General features: G+C 62.1%; 15 protein-coding genes and 1 pseudogene. 15 read left to right on the top strand and 1 reads right to left on the bottom strand.

What is annotated here, in order from left to right:
- The first annotated feature begins 32 nt into the window (after nt 1–32).
- The 14 genes and pseudogenes from leuD to accD all read left to right on the top strand — a co-directional run bounded on the left by leuD (nt 33) and on the right by accD (nt 14,117).
- The gene (leuD, locus tag ABKF58_RS18485; RefSeq protein WP_482582608.1) at nt 33–671 is read left to right on the top strand and encodes a 3-isopropylmalate dehydratase small subunit; all 639 of its coding nucleotides are present in this window, start codon (nt 33–35) and stop codon (nt 669–671) included.
- Between the two features lie 63 nt (nt 672–734).
- Nucleotides 735–1,799 carry a 3-isopropylmalate dehydrogenase gene (gene leuB, locus ABKF58_RS18480; protein ID WP_014086695.1) on the top strand — a complete coding sequence of 355 codons (1,065 nt, stop codon included), beginning with the start codon at nt 735–737 and terminating at the stop codon, nt 1,797–1,799.
- Nucleotides 1,800–2,137: 338 nt separating this feature from the next.
- Nucleotides 2,138–3,250 (top strand): aspartate-semialdehyde dehydrogenase, encoded by a 1,113-nt coding sequence (gene asd / locus ABKF58_RS18475; RefSeq protein WP_482582606.1) that lies wholly within the window; start codon nt 2,138–2,140, stop codon nt 3,248–3,250.
- 93 nt (nt 3,251–3,343) lie between these two features.
- A complete protein-coding gene (locus ABKF58_RS18470) occupies nt 3,344–3,682 on the top strand; it encodes a hypothetical protein (protein ID WP_482582604.1) in 339 nt (112 codons plus the stop codon).
- Nucleotides 3,589–4,356: an aspartate-semialdehyde dehydrogenase gene (locus tag ABKF58_RS18465; protein WP_482582602.1), complete on the top strand. Its 768-nt coding sequence runs from the start codon at nt 3,589–3,591 to the stop codon at nt 4,354–4,356. Before ABKF58_RS18470 ends, ABKF58_RS18465 begins: the two co-directional genes overlap by 94 nt.
- A 174-nt stretch (nt 4,357–4,530) precedes the next feature.
- Complete coding sequence (locus ABKF58_RS18460; protein WP_482582600.1) at nt 4,531–6,867, top strand: motility hub landmark protein FimV; 2,337 nt, start codon at nt 4,531–4,533, stop codon at nt 6,865–6,867.
- 78 nt (nt 6,868–6,945) lie between these two features.
- Nucleotides 6,946–7,893, top strand: coding sequence for a type IV pilus assembly protein FimV (locus ABKF58_RS18455; RefSeq protein ID WP_482582598.1), 948 nt, complete (start codon nt 6,946–6,948; stop codon nt 7,891–7,893).
- Nucleotides 7,881–9,137: a type IV pilus assembly protein FimV gene (locus ABKF58_RS18450; protein WP_482582596.1), complete on the top strand. Its 1,257-nt coding sequence runs from the start codon at nt 7,881–7,883 to the stop codon at nt 9,135–9,137. The genes ABKF58_RS18455 and ABKF58_RS18450 overlap by 13 nt, the downstream gene beginning before the upstream one ends.
- Before the next feature lie 31 nt (nt 9,138–9,168).
- Complete coding sequence (locus ABKF58_RS18445) at nt 9,169–9,768, top strand: hypothetical protein (RefSeq protein WP_482582594.1); 600 nt, start codon at nt 9,169–9,171, stop codon at nt 9,766–9,768.
- Nucleotides 9,765–10,551: pseudogene (truA, locus tag ABKF58_RS18440) on the top strand (tRNA pseudouridine(38-40) synthase TruA). Before ABKF58_RS18445 ends, truA begins: the two are co-directional and overlap by 4 nt.
- A 1-nt stretch (nt 10,552) precedes the next feature.
- Nucleotides 10,553–11,176, top strand: a complete 624-nt coding sequence (locus ABKF58_RS18435; RefSeq protein WP_482582592.1) for a phosphoribosylanthranilate isomerase — start codon at nt 10,553–10,555, stop codon at nt 11,174–11,176.
- Nucleotides 11,163–12,362 carry a tryptophan synthase subunit beta gene (gene trpB / locus ABKF58_RS18430; protein WP_482582590.1) on the top strand — a complete coding sequence of 400 codons (1,200 nt, stop codon included), beginning with the start codon at nt 11,163–11,165 and terminating at the stop codon, nt 12,360–12,362. The genes ABKF58_RS18435 and trpB overlap by 14 nt, the downstream gene beginning before the upstream one ends.
- A 12-nt stretch (nt 12,363–12,374) precedes the next feature.
- On the top strand, nt 12,375–13,163 hold the full coding sequence (gene trpA, locus ABKF58_RS18425) for a tryptophan synthase subunit alpha (protein ID WP_008953717.1): 789 nt from the start codon (nt 12,375–12,377) through the stop codon (nt 13,161–13,163).
- Nucleotides 13,164–13,247: 84 nt separating this feature from the next.
- On the top strand, nt 13,248–14,117 hold the full coding sequence (accD, locus tag ABKF58_RS18420; RefSeq protein ID WP_014086704.1) for an acetyl-CoA carboxylase, carboxyltransferase subunit beta: 870 nt from the start codon (nt 13,248–13,250) through the stop codon (nt 14,115–14,117).
- A gap of 89 nt (nt 14,118–14,206) precedes the next feature.
- On the opposite strand, the gene serA is transcribed toward accD, so the two are convergent.
- Entirely contained in the window at nt 14,207–15,436 is a 1,230-nt protein-coding gene (gene serA, locus ABKF58_RS18415; RefSeq protein ID WP_482582589.1) for a phosphoglycerate dehydrogenase, read from the bottom strand.
- Nucleotides 15,437–15,517: 81 nt separating this feature from the next.
- Here serA and ABKF58_RS18410 point away from each other — a divergent pair, with 81 nt between their 5' ends.
- Complete coding sequence (locus ABKF58_RS18410) at nt 15,518–16,906, top strand: FAD-binding oxidoreductase (protein WP_482582588.1); 1,389 nt, start codon at nt 15,518–15,520, stop codon at nt 16,904–16,906.
- Nucleotides 16,907–17,074: the final 168 nt, after the last annotated feature.

Below are 17,074 nucleotides of genomic sequence, written 5' to 3'. Positions count from 1 at the left end.
GTATTGGGAGAGGGCTTGGCCCTACAGGAACAATGAAAGCATTTACCACATTGAATGGGCTCGTGTGCCCGCTCGATCGCGCCAATGTCGACACCGATGCGATCATCCCGAAGCAGTTTCTCAAGTCGATCAAGCGCTCCGGTTTCGGCCCGAACCTGTTCGACGAGTGGCGCTATCTCGACCACGGCGAGCCGGGCATGGACAACAGCGTTCGCCCGCTCAACCCGGACTTCGTGCTGAACTATCCGCGCTACGCCGGTGCCCGGGTACTGCTGGCGCGCGAGAACTTCGGCTGCGGCTCCAGCCGCGAGCACGCGCCGTGGGCGCTGGAAGATTATGGTTTCCGCGTGGTCATCGCGCCGAGCTTCGCCGACATTTTCTTCAACAACTGCTACAAGAACGGCCTGCTGCCGATCGTGCTGCCGGCGGAGGCGGTCGACCAGTTGTTCAAGGAAAGCCAGGCAACCGAAGGCTACCGTCTGGACATCGATCTCGCGGCCCAGACCGTGACCACCCCGTCCGGTCAATCCTTCGCCTTCGATATTACCGAGCATCGCAAGCATTGCCTGCTCAACGGACTCGATGAAATTGGCCTCACCCTGGCGCAGGCCGACAAGATTCGCGCCTACGAGGAAAAGCTCAAGGCTGAGAAGCCCTGGTTGTTGGCCTGATTCCGGCCAGTGCGGGCAGCCCTGCTGCCCGTCCATGCTAAAGAGAACGCAAGGGACACGATTATGAAAATTGCAGTATTGCCCGGTGACGGCATCGGCCCGGAAATCATTGCCCAGGCGCGCCGCGTGCTGGACGTATTGCGTCAGGATGGCCTGCCGCTGGAAATGGAAGAGGCACCGCTGGGCGGGGCCGGTTACGATGCCTTCGGCCAACCTTACCCAGAATTCACCCAGAAGCTGTGCCGCGCCGCCGATGCCGTGTTGCTGGGTGCCGTGGGCGGCCCGCAGTACGACAACCTCGACCGCCCGCTGCGCCCGGAGCGCGGTCTGCTGGCGATCCGCAAGGATCTCAACCTGTTCGCCAACCTGCGTCCGGCCATTCTCTACCCCGAACTGGCCAACGCTTCCACGCTCAAGCCGGAAGTGGTGTCGGGTCTCGACATCATGATCGTGCGCGAGCTGACCGGCGACATCTACTTCGGCCAGCCGCGTGGCATCGCCGTCAACGAGCTGGGCGAGCGCGAGGCGTACAACACCATGCGCTACAGCGAGAGCGAAATCCGCCGTATCGCCCACGTGGCGTTCGGCATCGCCATGAAGCGCAACAAAAAGCTGTGTTCGGTGGACAAGGCCAACGTGCTGGAAACCACCGAGTTCTGGAAGGAAATCTTCATCGACGTGGCGCGCGAGTATCCGGAGGTGGAGCTCAGCCACATGTACGTCGACAACGCCGCGATGCAACTGGTGCGTAATCCCAAGCAGTTCGACGTGATGGTCACCGGCAACATCTTCGGCGACATCCTGTCCGACGAAGCCTCGATGCTGACCGGTTCGATCGGCATGCTGCCGTCGGCCTCGCTCGACCAGAACAACAAGGGCCTGTACGAGCCTTCGCACGGTTCCGCGCCGGATATCGCCGGCAAGAACCTGGCCAACCCGCTCGCCACCATCCTCTCCGCCGCCATGATGCTGCGTTACACCTTCGGTCAGGAAGAGGCGGCCCTGCGTGTCGAGAGTGCGGTGAAGACGGTGCTGAAGCAGGGCTACCGTACCGCCGATATCTTCGAGGCGGGCTGCGAGAAAGTCAGCTGCTCGGGCATGGGCGACGCCGTGGTCGCCGCGCTGTAAGAGCCGCTAACAAAACCCTCTTGGCGTTGTTGCGCTCGCGTGCGAATCTCTAGCCGAGATTCGCTCAGCAAGCTCTTGCCGTACTACTTGCATGTAGCTTCGCTGAAACTTCGGCTGCGCCTCGTTTTCTGCGGCCGCGCCTAGCCAAGACCGCTGCGCTGGGTTTTGTTGACAACTCCAGTGGCGTGGTAAATGCGGTTCAAATAAAACGCGCCAACCCCATTGTGTGAGCCGCTGTTGCCCTGCACAATGGGGTTGATCACCAGATAAGACCGGCCTCGATGAGCAGGCCGGCGAAATAGCTTCCTCTATCCGACGACATTCAGGAGATATTTATCGTGCGAGTAGGTTTTGTTGGCTGGCGCGGCATGGTCGGTTCCGTGCTGATGCAGCGCATGCGTGAAGAAAACGATTTTGCCCAGATCAGCGAGCCGGTGTTCTTCACCACCTCCAACGTTGGCGGCAAGGGTCCCGATATCGGCCGTGACGTGCCGGCATTGAAAGATGCCAAGAATATCGATGATCTGCTGGCGATGGACGCCATCGTCACCTGCCAGGGGGGCGACTACACCTCCGAGGTGTTCCCGAAACTGCGTGCCGCCGGCTGGACAGGCTACTGGATCGACGCCGCCTCCACGCTGCGCATGGAAAACGACGCCATCATCATTCTCGATCCAGTCAACATGAACGTGATCAAGGACGGCCTGGCGAACGGCGTGAAGAACTACGTCGGCGGCAACTGCACCGTATCACTGATGCTGATGGCGCTGGGCGGCCTGTTCCAGAACGACCTGGTCGAGTGGGTTACCTCGATGACCTACCAGGCGGCATCGGGTGCCGGCGCGCAGAACATGCGCGAGCTGATCTCCGGTATGGGGGCTATTCACGCCCAAGTAGCCGACAAGCTGGCCGATCCGGCTTCCGCCATCCTCGACATCGATCGCAAGGTATCCGACTTCCTGCGCTCGGACGAGTACCCGAGCCAGAACTTCGGCGTGCCGCTGGCTGGCAGCCTGATTCCGTGGATCGACAAGGACCTCGGCAACGGCCAGTCCAAGGAAGAGTGGAAGGGCGGCGTTGAAACCAACAAGATTCTCGGTCGTTCGGCCAACCCGGTACCGGTGGATGGCCTGTGCGTGCGTGTCGGCGCCATGCGCTGCCACAGCCAGGCGCTGACCATCAAACTGAAGAAGGACGTGCCGCTCGACGAGATCGAAGCGATGCTGGCTGCCGCCAACCCGTGGGCCAAGGTTGTGCCGAATACCCGCGAAGCCTCGATGCGTGATCTGACCCCGGCTGCCGTGACCGGCACGCTGACCACGCCAGTGGGCCGTCTGCGCAAGCTGGCCATGGGCGGCGACTACCTGTCCGCCTTTACCGTCGGTGATCAGTTGCTGTGGGGGGCTGCCGAGCCTCTGCGCCGCATGCTGCGCATCCTGATTGAGCGTTAAAATACGCTCATCGCTCGAACCGGCCTGAGTGCCGGTTCTGTTTTTCCCAAAGGGCGCTTTGCGCCCTTTATGCATTTCTAACAGGAATTCACCATGTCTCATCCCATTCAGGTTGCCGTCGTTGGAGCAACCGGTCTCGTCGGCCAGGCCGTGCTCGACTTGCTCGCCAGCCGTGACTTCCCCTCCAGCCGCGTGTTTGCCGTGGATACCCAGGATCACGATGGGGAAACCGTCTCCTTTGGCAACCTTGAGCTGAATGTTCACCCGGTCGACGAGTTTGGCTTCGAGGTGACGCCGTTGGCCATTTTCGTGGGGGGAGTGAGATTTCTCGGCAGTACGTGCCGCTGGCGCGCGAGGCAGGCGCCACCGTCATCGATTTCAGCTCGGCTTATCGCCAGGATGATGAAGTGCCGCTGCTCGTTCCTGCCCTGAACGGTAGCCTGGTGGCCGACCTGCCGGAGAGCGCCCTGATCGCCGTGCCCAATTGCACGGTCACGCCGCTGGCCATCGCCTTGAAGGCGCTGGCTGAGCATGGTCTGAAACGGGTGACGGTATCCACCTACCAATCCGTATCCGGAAGCGGTCAGGCCGCGCTCGAGGAACTGGCCAATCAGACCACGGCGCTGTTCACCCAGCGCGAGGCCGAGTGCGAAGTCTACGCCAAGCGCATCGCCTACAACCTGCTGCCCAAGATCGGTGATGCCAACGAGAGTGGCGCGACTGAAGAAGAGTCGTCCATCGTCAATGAACTGCACCGTCTGTTCGGCAGCAATGAGCTCGCTGTCGAGGCGACCTGTGTCAGGGTGCCGGTGTTCTTTGGCCACGCGTGGTCGGTCACGGTGGAAACCGATACCGAAGTTGAGGTTTCGCGTGCCCGGAACCTGTTTGCATCGCTCGGGCTGCACGTGGTGGACCAGCCGCAGCAGGCGGATGGCTATGCCACGCCAATGGAAGTCGCCGGCAACGACCGGGTCTGGGTAAGCCGTGTCCGCCGTACCGGAAAGACCCTCAGCTTCTGGCTTACGGCTGACAACGTCAGAGCCGCCGCGGCAATGAGCTGCGTCACCGTGGCCGAAGCTTTGCAAAATGCAGGGCACTTCGGATAAAGGAACAAGGTGGCAGTCTTTGCCGCCTTTTTTCTTGGTATGAAATCTAGCTAAAGAGCTTGTTAAAGCCTAAGATGGCACTGATAAAGGACTGCCTTCACTATGGGGTAGTTGTTGAAAAAAACATCTAAGCAGGTTGTTGCCGGAAGGTGAACTGTGGCAAATCGGGCAAAAATGAAGCTGAGCGCTCTCGCCGTTGCGGTACTTTTTTCCGCTAATGCGTGGGCGGGGCTGGGGAAAATCAATGTCAGATCCTATCTGGGTGAAACATTTCGCGCCGAGATCAATCTGACCGATGTTAATGCCGCCGAACTGTCCTCGGCACGGGTCGGCCTGGCCGGAATGGACACTTTCCGGGACCTTAACGTCGATTATTCGGGCATTCTGAGTTCGCTGAAGTTTTCGGTGGAGCCGAGTGGAAGAGGTGCCATCGTTCGCGTTTCATCTTCCGCCCCGATCAACGAGCCGTATTTGCGCTTTGTGGTGGAGGCTAGAACCAGTTCCGGGCGTTCGGTGCGCGAGTACACCGTTTTACTCGACCCGATCGATTATCAGGTCAGCAACAAGCCTTCCTTTGTTCAGTCCTTGCCGAAGGCGGCGCCTAGCCTCGCAAGCCAATACCGTGGCAACGTGGCCCGCGAGGGTGCGGTAGCGCCAAGGCGTACCTCTGCCGATTCGCTTTACGTGGCTCCGGGGGCGACGCTGAATACGCTGGCGGCTCAGGTGCGGCCACAAGGCGCCACCCTCGAACAAACCATGGCGGCCTTGGTCAAGAACAATCCTTCGGCTTTCATCGCGGGGGACCCAAACCGCATCAAGGCCGCCGTCAACCTGAAGGTGCCGCCGGCGGCCAAGATTCGTGCCATTGCTCCGGCCGAGGCCCGTCGTCTGCTGGCTCCGGCCTCTGCACTCGCTGCCAATGCGGCGCCCCCCGCGGCACAAGCCAGTCCCGAACCACCGCCGGCAGCCGCGCCCAAGCCGGCTGCCGCTGCCACGCAGGCGGCCCAGCCGGTCAAGGGTGGGGAGGTGCTGAAACTGATGGCGCCGGAAACGTCGGCGCCTACGGACGAAAAATTGTCCGATGTAGAGCAGCAAGTGGCCAGCCGCGAGCAGGCATTGAAAGATGCCGAAAAGCGCATTGCTACACTCGAGGCTCAAATCAAGGCGTTGCAGAACAGTCATGAAGTTGCCAAGCCGGCGGCCGGTGGCGGCGCCAAGACCGGGGATGCGGCGGCTGGACCGTCGTGGGTCGATTCGCTGGTCGACAATCTGCCACTGGTCGGTGGTGGCGCCGCCATTGCGCTGTTGGCAGCCTTGGGAGTGGTGGTGGCGCGCCGTCGCCGTCAGGCCCCGTCCTTGTCTTCTGCACTCAAGCTTTCGTCCGGCAATGCCGGTGCCGTGCTCGGTAGCGGAGCCAGCTCCAACATCAACCTCCAGGGTGGGGCGTCGGCCATCGGCGGAGGCCATTCTTTCATGGCCAACTTCACGCAGTCGGTGGGGGCTATCGACACGGCCGAGGTTGATCCGATTGCCGAGGCGGAGGTGTATATCGCCTACGGTAGGGATGCGCAGGCCGAGGAGATTCTCAAAGATGCGCTGAGCCGCGATCCGTCACGCCACGAAGTACGTTTGAAATTGATGGAAATCCACGCCGGGCGGCAGGACAAGGAAGGCTTTGAGTCGCGCGCGCGCGAACTGTATGCGGCATTCGACGGCAAGGGCCCGCATTGGGCCAAGGCGGCGGCGATGGGGGCGGTACTCGATCCGGGTAATCCACTGTATCAGCTGCTTGACTCTGCCCCGGGGGCGAGCGCCCAGACTGCGGCGCCGGCGGCGGCGATTGACCTTGATCACGAACTGTTCGGGCAGCCCTCGGCCCCTGCTTCCCCGCCGATGCCGGCAGAAAACGCCGCTGCTCCCCGCGAGCCAGCAAAGGCACCGAGCGCTCCTGTTACACAATCCAGTCTGGCCGAAAGCGACGACCCGTTGCGCGCCGCTCTGTTTGCCGAAGCACCACCCTCCGGGCTTGCGGAGGAGGCCAATCCGGGGAATATGCTCGATTTCGACCTGGATGCCGCTTTTGACCTCTCTGCCAAGAAGCCGGAGGCGGGCGCCACACAGGGTGACCCGGCAGCCTCGGAGGCGATGCAGGAAAATCTGCTCGATTTCGACTTCAATCTCGATTCGATGTTGAGCGAGCCGTCCGGCAAGGCTGGGCAGCAGGGTAAAGCCGATACGGCTCCCGATCTGGGGCTCGAAGAGACAGGTTCGGCCGGTTTTGACGCCCTCTACGAAGGTATGCTGGGGGCCGAGTCGGCACCGGAGGCCGCCTCGCTGGAGGGCTTGTCGGTCAATGACGATCCTTTGTCCACCAAACTCGATCTGGCCAAGGTTTATCTGGATATGGGAGATAAGGACGGCGCCAAGGAAGTGCTGGAAGATCTGCTTTCCGAAGCCCAGGGTGGGCTGAAGGCGGAGGCGGAACAATTGCTGGCCAAGATAGGTTCTTGATCGTGAAACTCCGGCCCTCCTTCGAGGGCTGGTTCGTTTCGGCTCCACCGGAGGCTTGCTAGACAGGGAATGAACAGAATGGACTCTGTCATCAGAATGACGGCGATTGCCGCTTTGCTGTCTTCTTTGGGGGTCGCGGTGCAGGCCCATGCCGGGTTGGGGCCGATCAAGGTGCTGTCCTCGGACGGGGAGCCTTTTGAGGCGGAAATTCCCCTGGTCGATGAAGCCGTTGGCGCCAACGCGTCAATTGGACTAGCCGACCGCAATCACTACCCTCTGATCTCCCCGTACACGCCATCAGCCGGCAAGCTCCAGTTCTCTCTGGTGCAGCAGGCCGATGGAACGCTCTCGAAAGTACGTGTTGCCGGCCCAGCCAATTTCGATGAGCCCACGCTGCATTTTGCCGTGGAAATCAGCTGGCCTGCCGGGCGCCTGGTGCGCGAATTCGACGTGGATTACCGCCGCGATGGGCCACGCCACCCAAAACGTCACCCCCTGCCTGATGACGAAGGCAAGAAAGCTGCTGTCACTGCCGATCATCATGCCCGGCTAACACCGCTGGGACTTGGTGAACTCAAGGTGCAGTCCTTTGTTGGCGAGCCCTTGCTTGCCGAAGTGGAGGTGTTGGGGCGGCTTCATGCCGAGCACAAGCAGCTCTCTGCCGTGGTGCTGCCCAGTGGTGCGGTGAGGGCACAGCAGGCCCATTTGCTAGCGTCGATAGGCTACGAGTTTGTCAAGTCAGCGAGCGGTAAGACGGTGCTGCGGCTTTTCTCCTCTCAAATCGTCGAAGAACCCATGCTCTCGCTGCGGCTCGAGGTCGGAGTCGGCACCCTTAAACTGGCAAGAAGCTATTCGCTGTTGTTCGACCCCCTGAAACTGCCCGTCAGATTGCCGGTTCTTCTCGGGGAGAGGCTGCCGGCGTGGTTCGTGATGCGGCAAAGACTAAGGTCTATCGGGTCGGGCGCGGGGACACGCTCGGGGCTATCGCGCAGCGCACTGAGGGCGCGGGCTCGGTGGGGCAGGTGATTCGCCGGCTGCATACCGCCAATCCGCAAGCCTTTATCGCCGGTGATGTCGACAGGCTGAAAGCCGGGGCGCAACTGGCCTATCCGGCAAATTGGCGCATTGGCGAGGCGCCACCGGGTGGCAATAAGGCAACCGTGAAAGAGCCTTCTGCTGCTCCAGCTCAGCTTGCTGCTCCCGTGCCAGCAACTGCTCCTGTGGTCGCTCCAGCTGCGGCTGCGGCCGTGCCTGTGGTCGGCGATAAGGTTGTACAGCCCAGCAAGGAGGCGCAGAGGGAGGAACAGTTGAAACGCCGGCTTCAGCAGCAGGACCAACTGCTCGCGGTGGCGGAGCAGCGCCTTCAGGCGCTGCAGCAACGGCTGAATGCCTTGCAGCAGGAGGCAGCCCATTCTGCCCCGCTCAAGGCGCCTACAACCAAGACCGCGCCGGTCGGAAACGCTGCCGGTACTGAGCCCGGCGCGATGGAGAGCCTGGGCAAGGCATTGGGCGACAATTCTCCTTATCTCTATAGTGCCGGTGCTGCGGGCGTGGCATTGCTGGGCGGGGGGTGGTGGTGGTTGCGGCGACGCCGGAATCGGCAAGCCGGCAGTGCGAACGGGCTTGCAACGGCGTTGAGCGTTGGTGCCAATCCGTCCCTGCTGACGATGGGGCCGCTCACCACCTTGATGGCGGGCGGCAAGCAGGGCGGGGGAATCGACTTGAGCCCGGTCGACCTGGTGGCCGAGGCGGAGGTCTATCTTGCTTATGGCCGTACCGATCAGGCCTTGGCCTTGCTGCGAGAAGGGCTGGTGCGGGAGCCGATGCGGCAGGATGTACGGTTTAAATTGCTGGAAGCCTTGTCCGCGCTGCCGGACAAACAGCCCTTCATCCTCGAGGCGACGGCGGCGAAAGGCGTGTTTGGCAAGGATAGTACCTTGTGGCAGCGTGTCTGCGAGCTGGGGCGGGTAACCCTGCCGGGCAATCCGTTATTTGACATGGAGCCGCTTGCGCGCGCCGAAGGTGTCGCGGCGGCGGCAGCAGCGTCTATTCCGGCTGCTGGTGTGGTGGCACGAGCGGCGGTTCCCCCCGTCGTGCCAGGTGATGGATCGGCCGTGCCAACCCAGGCCTCCCTTGCTGCTGAGGTTCCCCTGGCCGCCGAGGTACCTCAATCGGCTTCGGACAAACAGAAACTGGCGCGGCTGTACATGGAGATGGGGGATACTGAGGCGGCCAAGGCCTTGTTGAAGGAGTCTGAAGATTCGGCTTGATCTGACTGAGACGTTCCATCCCGCGGCAATCTTGCTGTGTTGGCTGATGGCGGCACTGGTGGTGCAGTTTCTACCCCTGGTGCCGTTGTCGTTCTTGGCCGTGGTCGCCGCGGTGCTGCTCAACGTGCAAGAGCGGACGGGGGTAGGGCAGTCGCTGCGCCGGATGCGCTGGCTGTTGCTGACGTTGTGGTTGACCATGGGGTGGTCGGTGCCGGGCGATGCCTTGTTCGATGCCGCCTGGGCGCCGACGCGTGAGGGGTTGGCCGAAGGAGCGCGTCATGTCTTGCGGCTGCTCATTCTGGTGTGGCTGATTCGTGGTATCTGGTTGGCGGTGGGACGGGATGGGGTGCTGGCTGGCCTGCTGTTCCTCCTACGTCCCTTGCACTGGGTGGGCCTGTCATCGGAGCGTTTTGCCTTGCGCCTGTGCTTGACCCTTTCCTATGCCGAGCAGTTGCTGGCGGCGACGCGGCCGCGCACGCGAAGTGCCTGGCGCTCCCTCGTGGCCGAAGCCATGGCGTTACCTGCGCCGGATGGGGTACAGTTGAGGGTTTACCGCTGGAGGGCATCCGATAGCGTGGTACTGGTGTCGTTGGCGGTGGGTATGGGAGTGGTCATGAAGGCGGTTGCATGAGAGTGGCGTTGGGGGTCGAGTACGACGGCAGGGCGTTTGCAGGCTGGCAAAGCCAGCCGCACGGCAATACCGTGCAGGACAAACTGAATCTGGCCTTGTCGCACATCGCCTGCGCACCAATAAATACGGTGGCCGCCGGCCGGACCGATGCCGGAGTCCATGCCCTGATGCAGGTGGTGCATTTCGATGTGGAGGTCGAGCGTCCGGAGAATGCCTGGGTGCGTGGCGTCAACAGCCACCTGCCGGCGGACATCGCCGTGGTCTGGGCCAAGCAGGTGGGCGAGGAGTTCCATGCGCGCTTCTCGGCCTTTTCGCGTTCCTACAGCTATTTCCTGCTGACCCACCCGGTGCGCAGCTGCCTCCTGGCGGGCAAGGTAGGCTGGTATCACCAGCCGCTGGATGTGGAGGCGATGCGGGAAGCGGCTGCTCATCTGTTGGGACGGCACGATTTTTCCAGCTTCCGGGCTGCCGAATGCCGGGCCAAGTCGCCGGTCAAACACCTGCAGCGGCTGGATATTCACGAGGCGGACGGTTTCATCCGCTTCGACCTGCTGGCGGATGCCTTTCTGCATCACATGGTGCGCAACATCGTCGGCGCACTGGTGTATATCGGCAAGGGGACGCTCAGTCCGGAGGACATGGTCGATCTGTTGTCGGCTCGGGACCGTCGTCACGCCCCCTACCTTCATGCCGGATGGCCTGTATCTGACCGGAGTAGGGTACCCCGAGTCGTTTGGCGTGACGGCGGCGAGCGACCCCGCCCGGCTGACATTGTGGAGATGAGATGCTTCCCCGAGTAAAAATTTGCGGTATCACCCGGCCGGAAGACGGGGTCGAAGCGGCCCGTTTGGGTGCCGACGCCATCGGCCTGGTGTTTTACGAGAAAAGCCCGCGCAATCTCTCGTTGGAGCAGGCGCGGACCATCGTGCGGGTGCTGCCGCCTTTCGTCAGTGTGGTGGCCCTGTTCGTTAATCCTGACGAAGCTTTCGTGCGCCGTGTGCTCGACGCCTGCCCGGTAGACATTCTGCAGTTCCACGGCGAGGAGTCTCCCGAGTTTTGCCGCTCGTTCTCCCGACCCTATCTCAAGGCTGTGCGGGTCAGGCCGGGGGTGGATTTGCTAGAATGGGCGGCGGCCTATCACGATGCGCGTGGTTTGCTGGCCGACGCCTTCGTTGAGGGCGCTCATGGCGGTACCGGCGCGGTGTTCGACTGGACGCTGCTGCCAGCGAATCTGCCGTTGCCGCTGATCCTGTCCGGGGGGTTGACGCCGGACAATGTGCAGGATGCTGTGACAAAGGTTCAACCCGCCGCCGTGGATGTGTCGAGCGGGGTGGAGCAAGGAAAAGGAATCAAGGATGCGGCCAAGATGGCGGCATTCATATCAGGAGCAAGGCATGGATCGGTATGATTTTCCGGATGTCCGCGGCCATTTCGGTCCGTATGGTGGCATCTACGTCGCCGAAACGCTGATGGCGGCATTGGCTGAACTCAACGAAGAATACGCACACGCCAAGGCTGACCCGGCGTTCTGGGAAGAGTTTCATTACGAACTGAAGCATTATGTCGGCCGCCCTTCGCCGATCTACCACGCCAAACGCTGGTCCGAACTGCTGGGCGGGGCGCAGATCTATCTCAAGCGCGAAGACCTGAATCACACCGGCGCGCACAAGGTCAACAACACCATCGGCCAGGCATTGCTGGCCCGGCGCATGGGCAAGAAGCGCGTGATCGCCGAGACCGGAGCCGGCCAGCACGGCGTGGCGTCGGCCACCGTGGCCGCCCGTTATGGCCTCGAATGCGTGGTGTACATGGGGGCGGAAGACGTCAAGCGCCAGTCGCCCAACGTGTACCGCATGAAGCTGCTGGGCGCCACCGTGGTGCCGGTCGAATCCGGCTCCAAGACGCTCAAGGATGCGCTCAACGAAGCGATGCGCGACTGGGTGACCAACGTCGACAGCACGTTCTACATCCTGGGTACTGCCGCCGGTCCGCATCCCTACCCGATGCTGGTGCGCGACTTCCAGACCGTGATCGGCGAGGAATGCAAGGTGCAGATGCCGGAAATGATCGGTCGCCAGCCGGACGTGGTGGTGGCGTGTGTCGGTGGCGGTTCCAACGCCATTGGCCTGTTCTATCCGTACATCGGCGTCGACGGCGTGCGCATGGTTGGTGTCGAGGCGGGTGGGGACGGTGTCGAGACCGGTCGCCATGCCGCACCGCTGTCCATCGGCAAGCCGGGCGTGCTGCACGGCTTCAAGAGTTACCTGATGCAGGATGAAGACGGTCAGATCATCGAGACGCACTCGGTGTCCGCCGGCCTGGACTACCCGGGGGTGGGCCCGGAACACAGCTACCTCAAGGATATCGGTCGCGCCGAATACACCGCGATCAATGACGACGAGGCGCTCAAGGCATTCCACGACCTGTGCCGCTACGAGGGTATCATCCCGGCGCTCGAGTCCAGCCACGCCCTGGCATGGGCGGCCAAGACGGCACCGACCATGAGCAAGGATCAGGTCATTCTGGTCAACCTGTCCGGTCGCGGCGACAAGGACATCAATACCGTGGCCAGCCTGTCCGGCCTGACCTTGTAAGCAGGAGTAAGCATGTCACGTATTGCAGCATGTTTTGCCGCACTGGCCGGCAAGAAGGCCCTGATTCCGTTCATTACCGCTGGGGATCCTCATCCGGATCTGACCGTGAGCCTGATGCATGGCCTGGTCGAGGGCGGCGCCGACATCATCGAGCTGGGGGTGCCGTTTTCCGATCCGATGGCCGACGGTCCGGTGATTCAAAGAGCCTCCGAGCGCGCGCTGGCACACAAGGTCGGCCTGCGCCATGTGCTCGACATGGTCGCCGAGTTCCGCAAGACCAACAGCACCACGCCGGTGGTGCTGATGGGTTACCTGAATCCGCTGTGTGCCATGGGCTATGCTGAATTTGCCAAGCGTGCCGCCGCCGCCGGGGTGGACGGTATGTTGACGGTCGATTGCCCGCCGGAAGAGGCGGAGGAACTGGCCACTGCGCTGCAACAGGAAAGTATCGACCCGATCTTCCTGTTGGCGCCGACCACACCGCTCCAGCGGGTGGCCGAGATCGCTCGTCATGCGCGCGGCTATGTTTACTATGTGTCACTGAAAGGCGTGACCGGTGCTGGAAATCTGGACATTGACGACGTAGCGCGTAAAATTGCCGCCCTTAGACAATACATTCATGTGCCTATCGGTGTCGGCTTCGGTATTCGCGACGGTGCAACCGCGCGTGCCATTGCCGTCACGGCCGATGCTGTCGTGGTGGGAAGCCGTCTGGTCCAGGAAATCGAGGCGGCAACGCCCGAGACCGCTCGCGAGCGGTTGACGCCCCTGGTCGCCGAACTGAAGGCCGCCATTAGTTAGTACATGTCCCCGCGGTTTCGTGCCGCGGGGCAATCATGCTTCGGCCAACCTGTTGTTGCCGGAGCGAATGAGCAAGGAGTCAGCATGAGCTGGTTGAATAAACTCCTGCCGCCGAAGATCAAGCGCGAGAATCGCGCCGAAAAGTCCTCGGCGGTACCGGAGGGGCTGTGGAGCAAGTGCCCGGCCTGTGAAGCGGTGCTGTATTACACCGACCTGGAAAGCAATCTGCAGGTTTGCCCGAAGTGTAACCATCATCACGCGGTCTCTGCACGGGATCGCCTGGGTATGTTGCTGGATACCGAAGGCCGCCGCGAGATCGGTGCCGAAGTCAAACCGGTTGATATCCTGAAGTTCAAGGACGGCAAGCGTTACCCCGATCGTCTGGTGGCGGCGCAGAACGCCACCGGCGAAGACGACGCCCTGGTGGTGATGCAGGGCAGCATCCTGACGCTGCCGGCGGTGGTGGCGTCGTTCGAATTCAAGTTCATCGGTGGTTCGATGGGCTCGGTGGTGGGGGAGCGTTTCGTGCGCGGCGTACAAGCTGCGGTGGAAGCCAAGGCGCCGTTCATCTGCGTTTCCGCCTCCGGCGGCGCGCGCATGCAGGAAGGCCTGAACTCGCTGATGCAGATGGCCAAGACCAGTGCCGCGCTGCAATTGCTGACCGACCACAAGCTGCCGTTCATCTCGATCCTGACCGACCCGACCATGGGCGGCGTTTCGGCTTCGTTCGCCTTCCTCGGCGACGTGGTGATCGGTGAGCCGGGTGCGCTGATCGGTTTTGCCGGTCCGCGTGTCATCGAGCAGACCGTGCGCGAGACCCTGCCGGAAGGCTTCCAGCGTTCCGAGTTTCTGCTGGAGAAGGGCGCCATCGACATGATCGTCGATCGCCGCGAGCTCAAGGCCAAGGTGGCCTCGCTGATCTCGATCCTGATGAAGGAACCCGCGGTCGCCTGATCCTTTCGCGCGGTTGTCCGCTCGAACTAAAAACCCCGCCGGTTGGCGGGGTTTTGCTTTTTCCGGAGGGGGCTTTGGCGGAGGAGTGCTTAGTACAGCACGCGGCAGCGCAGGGTGCCCTCAATGCGCTGCAGGGTCTCCAGCGCGGTCTGACTGGCGGCGCTGTCGATCTCGATCACCACGTAGCCGATCTCCTCGTTGGTCTGCAGGTACTGGCCGGCGATGTTGATGCCGGCGCGCGAAAACTCGTCGTTGATGCGCGCCAGTACGCCGGGCTGATTCTTGTGGATGTGCAGCAGCCGGCATTTGCCGCGATGCTCGGGCAGCGAGACCTCCGGGAAGTTCACCGCGGTCAGCGTCGAGCCGTTGTTGGAGTATTTGATCAGCTTGGCGGCCACTTCGCCGCCGATGTTGGCCTGCGCCTCCAGCGTGCTGCCGCCGATGTGCGGAGTCAGGATCACGTTGTCGAACTCGCATAGCGGCGAGCTGAACGCCTCGCCGTTGCCCTCGGGCTCGACAGGAAAGACATCGATGGCGGCGCCGTGCAGGTGCTTGCGGCGCAGCGCTTCGGCCAACGCTTCAATGTCCACCACGGTGCCGCGCGAGGCGTTGATCAGGTGGGCGCCGGGTTTCATCGCCGAAAGCTCGGTGGCGCCGATCATGTCCTGGGTGTCAGGCGTTTCCGGCACGTGCAGCGTGACCACGTCGGCTTGGCTGAGTAGTTCCTTGAGCGTTGCGACTTGGTGGGCGTTCCCTAGCGGCAGCTTGTTCTCCGTGTCGTAGAACGCCACCTTCATGCCGAGGGATTCGGCGAGGATGCCGACCTGGGTACCGATGTGGCCATAGCCGACGATGCCCAGCGTCTTGCCGCGCACCTCGTAGCTGTTGTCGGCCGATTTCAACCAGCCGCCGCGATGGGCCAGCGTGCTTTTCTCCGGGATGCCGCGCATCAGCATGATCGCCTCGGCAATCACCAGTTCGGCGACGGAACGGGTATTGGAGAACGGCGCGTTGAATACGGGGATGCCGTGGCGGGCGGCGGCCTTGAGGTTGACCTGGTTGGTGCCGATGCAGAAACAGCCGACCGCCATCAGCTTGTTGGCGGCGGCGAAGACCTCGTCGGTCAGCCGGCTGCGCGAGCGGATGCCGATGATATGGGCGTCGGCGATGCGTTCGAGCAGCTCTTCCGGGGCCAGTGCCTTCTTGTGATAGTCGATCTGGCTGTAACCGTCCTGACGGAAGCTGTCGACTGCCGTCTGGTGGACTCCCTCCAGAAGCAGTATCTTGATCTTGTCCTTGGCGAGCGAAAGGTTTTGCATGCCGGGTTCCGTTGTTGACCAAAAAACTCAAGTATTATTCATTATTACTCCGGATTTTCCGTCTTGACCAGAGAGTTGCCGATGATCGCTCCCCGCCTGCTTGCCGAGCTGCATGCCATGTTCAGTGCCGACCGCGTTGCCACCGATGCCGATTCCCTGGCCCGCTACGGGCTGGACTGGACCCGCTACTACCAGCCCGCGCCGTCCGCCGTGGTGTTCCCGCAAACCGTGGACGAGGTCGTTGCCGTCGTGCAGTGGGCCAACCGTGAGCAGGTAGCGCTGGTGCCGTCCGGCGGCCGTACCGGATTGTCCGGCGGGGCCGTGGCGCGGCAGGGCGAGGTGGTGGTGTCGTTCGACCGCATGAAGGCCATCAGCGACTTCGACCCGGTCGCGCGCACCGTGCGCTGCCAGGCCGGCGTCATCACCGAGGTACTGCAGCAGTTCGCTGCCGAAAATGGGCTCTACTACCCGGTGGACTTCGCCTCGCGCGGATCGAGTCAGATCGGCGGCAACATCGCCACCAACGCAGGCGGTATCAAGGTGGTGCGCTACGGAATGACGCGCGAGTGGGTGGCGGGGCTGACCGTGGTCACCGGCAAAGGTGAAGTGCTGCGGCTGAATAATGGGCTCGCCAAGAACAATACCGGCTACGACCTGCGCCACCTCTTCGTCGGCTCGGAAGGGACGCTCGGCTTCATCGTCGATGCCACCCTGAAGCTGGCTCGTCAGCCGGCCGAGCTGGGGGTAATGGTGTTGGCGGTGCCGCAGTTGACCGACATCATGAAGCTGTTCCACGCCTTCCGCGAACGGCTCGATCTCAACGCCTTCGAGTTTTTCTCGGAAAAAGCGATGCGCCACGTCCTGGCGCGCGGCCACGTCAAGCGGCCGTTCGAGGGCGAAGCCGACTACTACGTGCTGCTAGAGTTCGAGAAACTGGCCGCCGATGCCGAGGAGGTGGCCCTGGCCGTGTTTGAGGCGTGCGTCGAACAGGGCTGGCTGGTGGACGGGGTGCTGTCGCAGTCCGAGCAGCAGACCAAGGACCTGTGGCGGCTGCGCGAGGACATCAGCGAGTCGATCACCCCCTACAAGCCTTACAAGAACGACATCGCGGTAACGGTGAGCCGGGTGCCGGCCTTCGTCGAACGGCTCGATGCCATCCTGTCGCGCGAATACCCGGATTTCGAGGTGCTGTGGTATGGCCATATCGGCGACGGCAACCTGCACATCAATATCCTGAAGCCCGACGAGCTGGAACTGGACGACTTCCGCCGCGCCTGCGAGCAGGTCAACGAACACGTTTTCTCCCTGGTGGGGGAATTCGGCGGCAGCATGTCGGCCGAACACGGCGTCGGCCTCTTGAAGCGCGATTATCTGGATGTGACGCGCAGTGTCGAGGAGATCGCGCTGATGCGTGCCATCAAGGCAGTGTTCGATCCGAACGGGGTGATGAACCCGGGTAAATTGCTGTAAAACCTTGCCGAAGAGGGCGCGTATGTCACGAGGGATTTCGTTGGTGTAACACGCTTTTGCCTATTTTTTAACCGGCTTGATTTTCCTCTTTTGTAACAATATCTTGTTGCTGTTTTCCACAGATTGTCCACGGCACTATTCAGCCGGGTTGTGAGTTTGTGGGGAAAT

The sequence above is a fragment of the Pseudogulbenkiania sp. AW2-16 genome (assembly GCF_056824575.1).
This window is presented reverse-complemented; position numbering and strand designations above follow the sequence as displayed.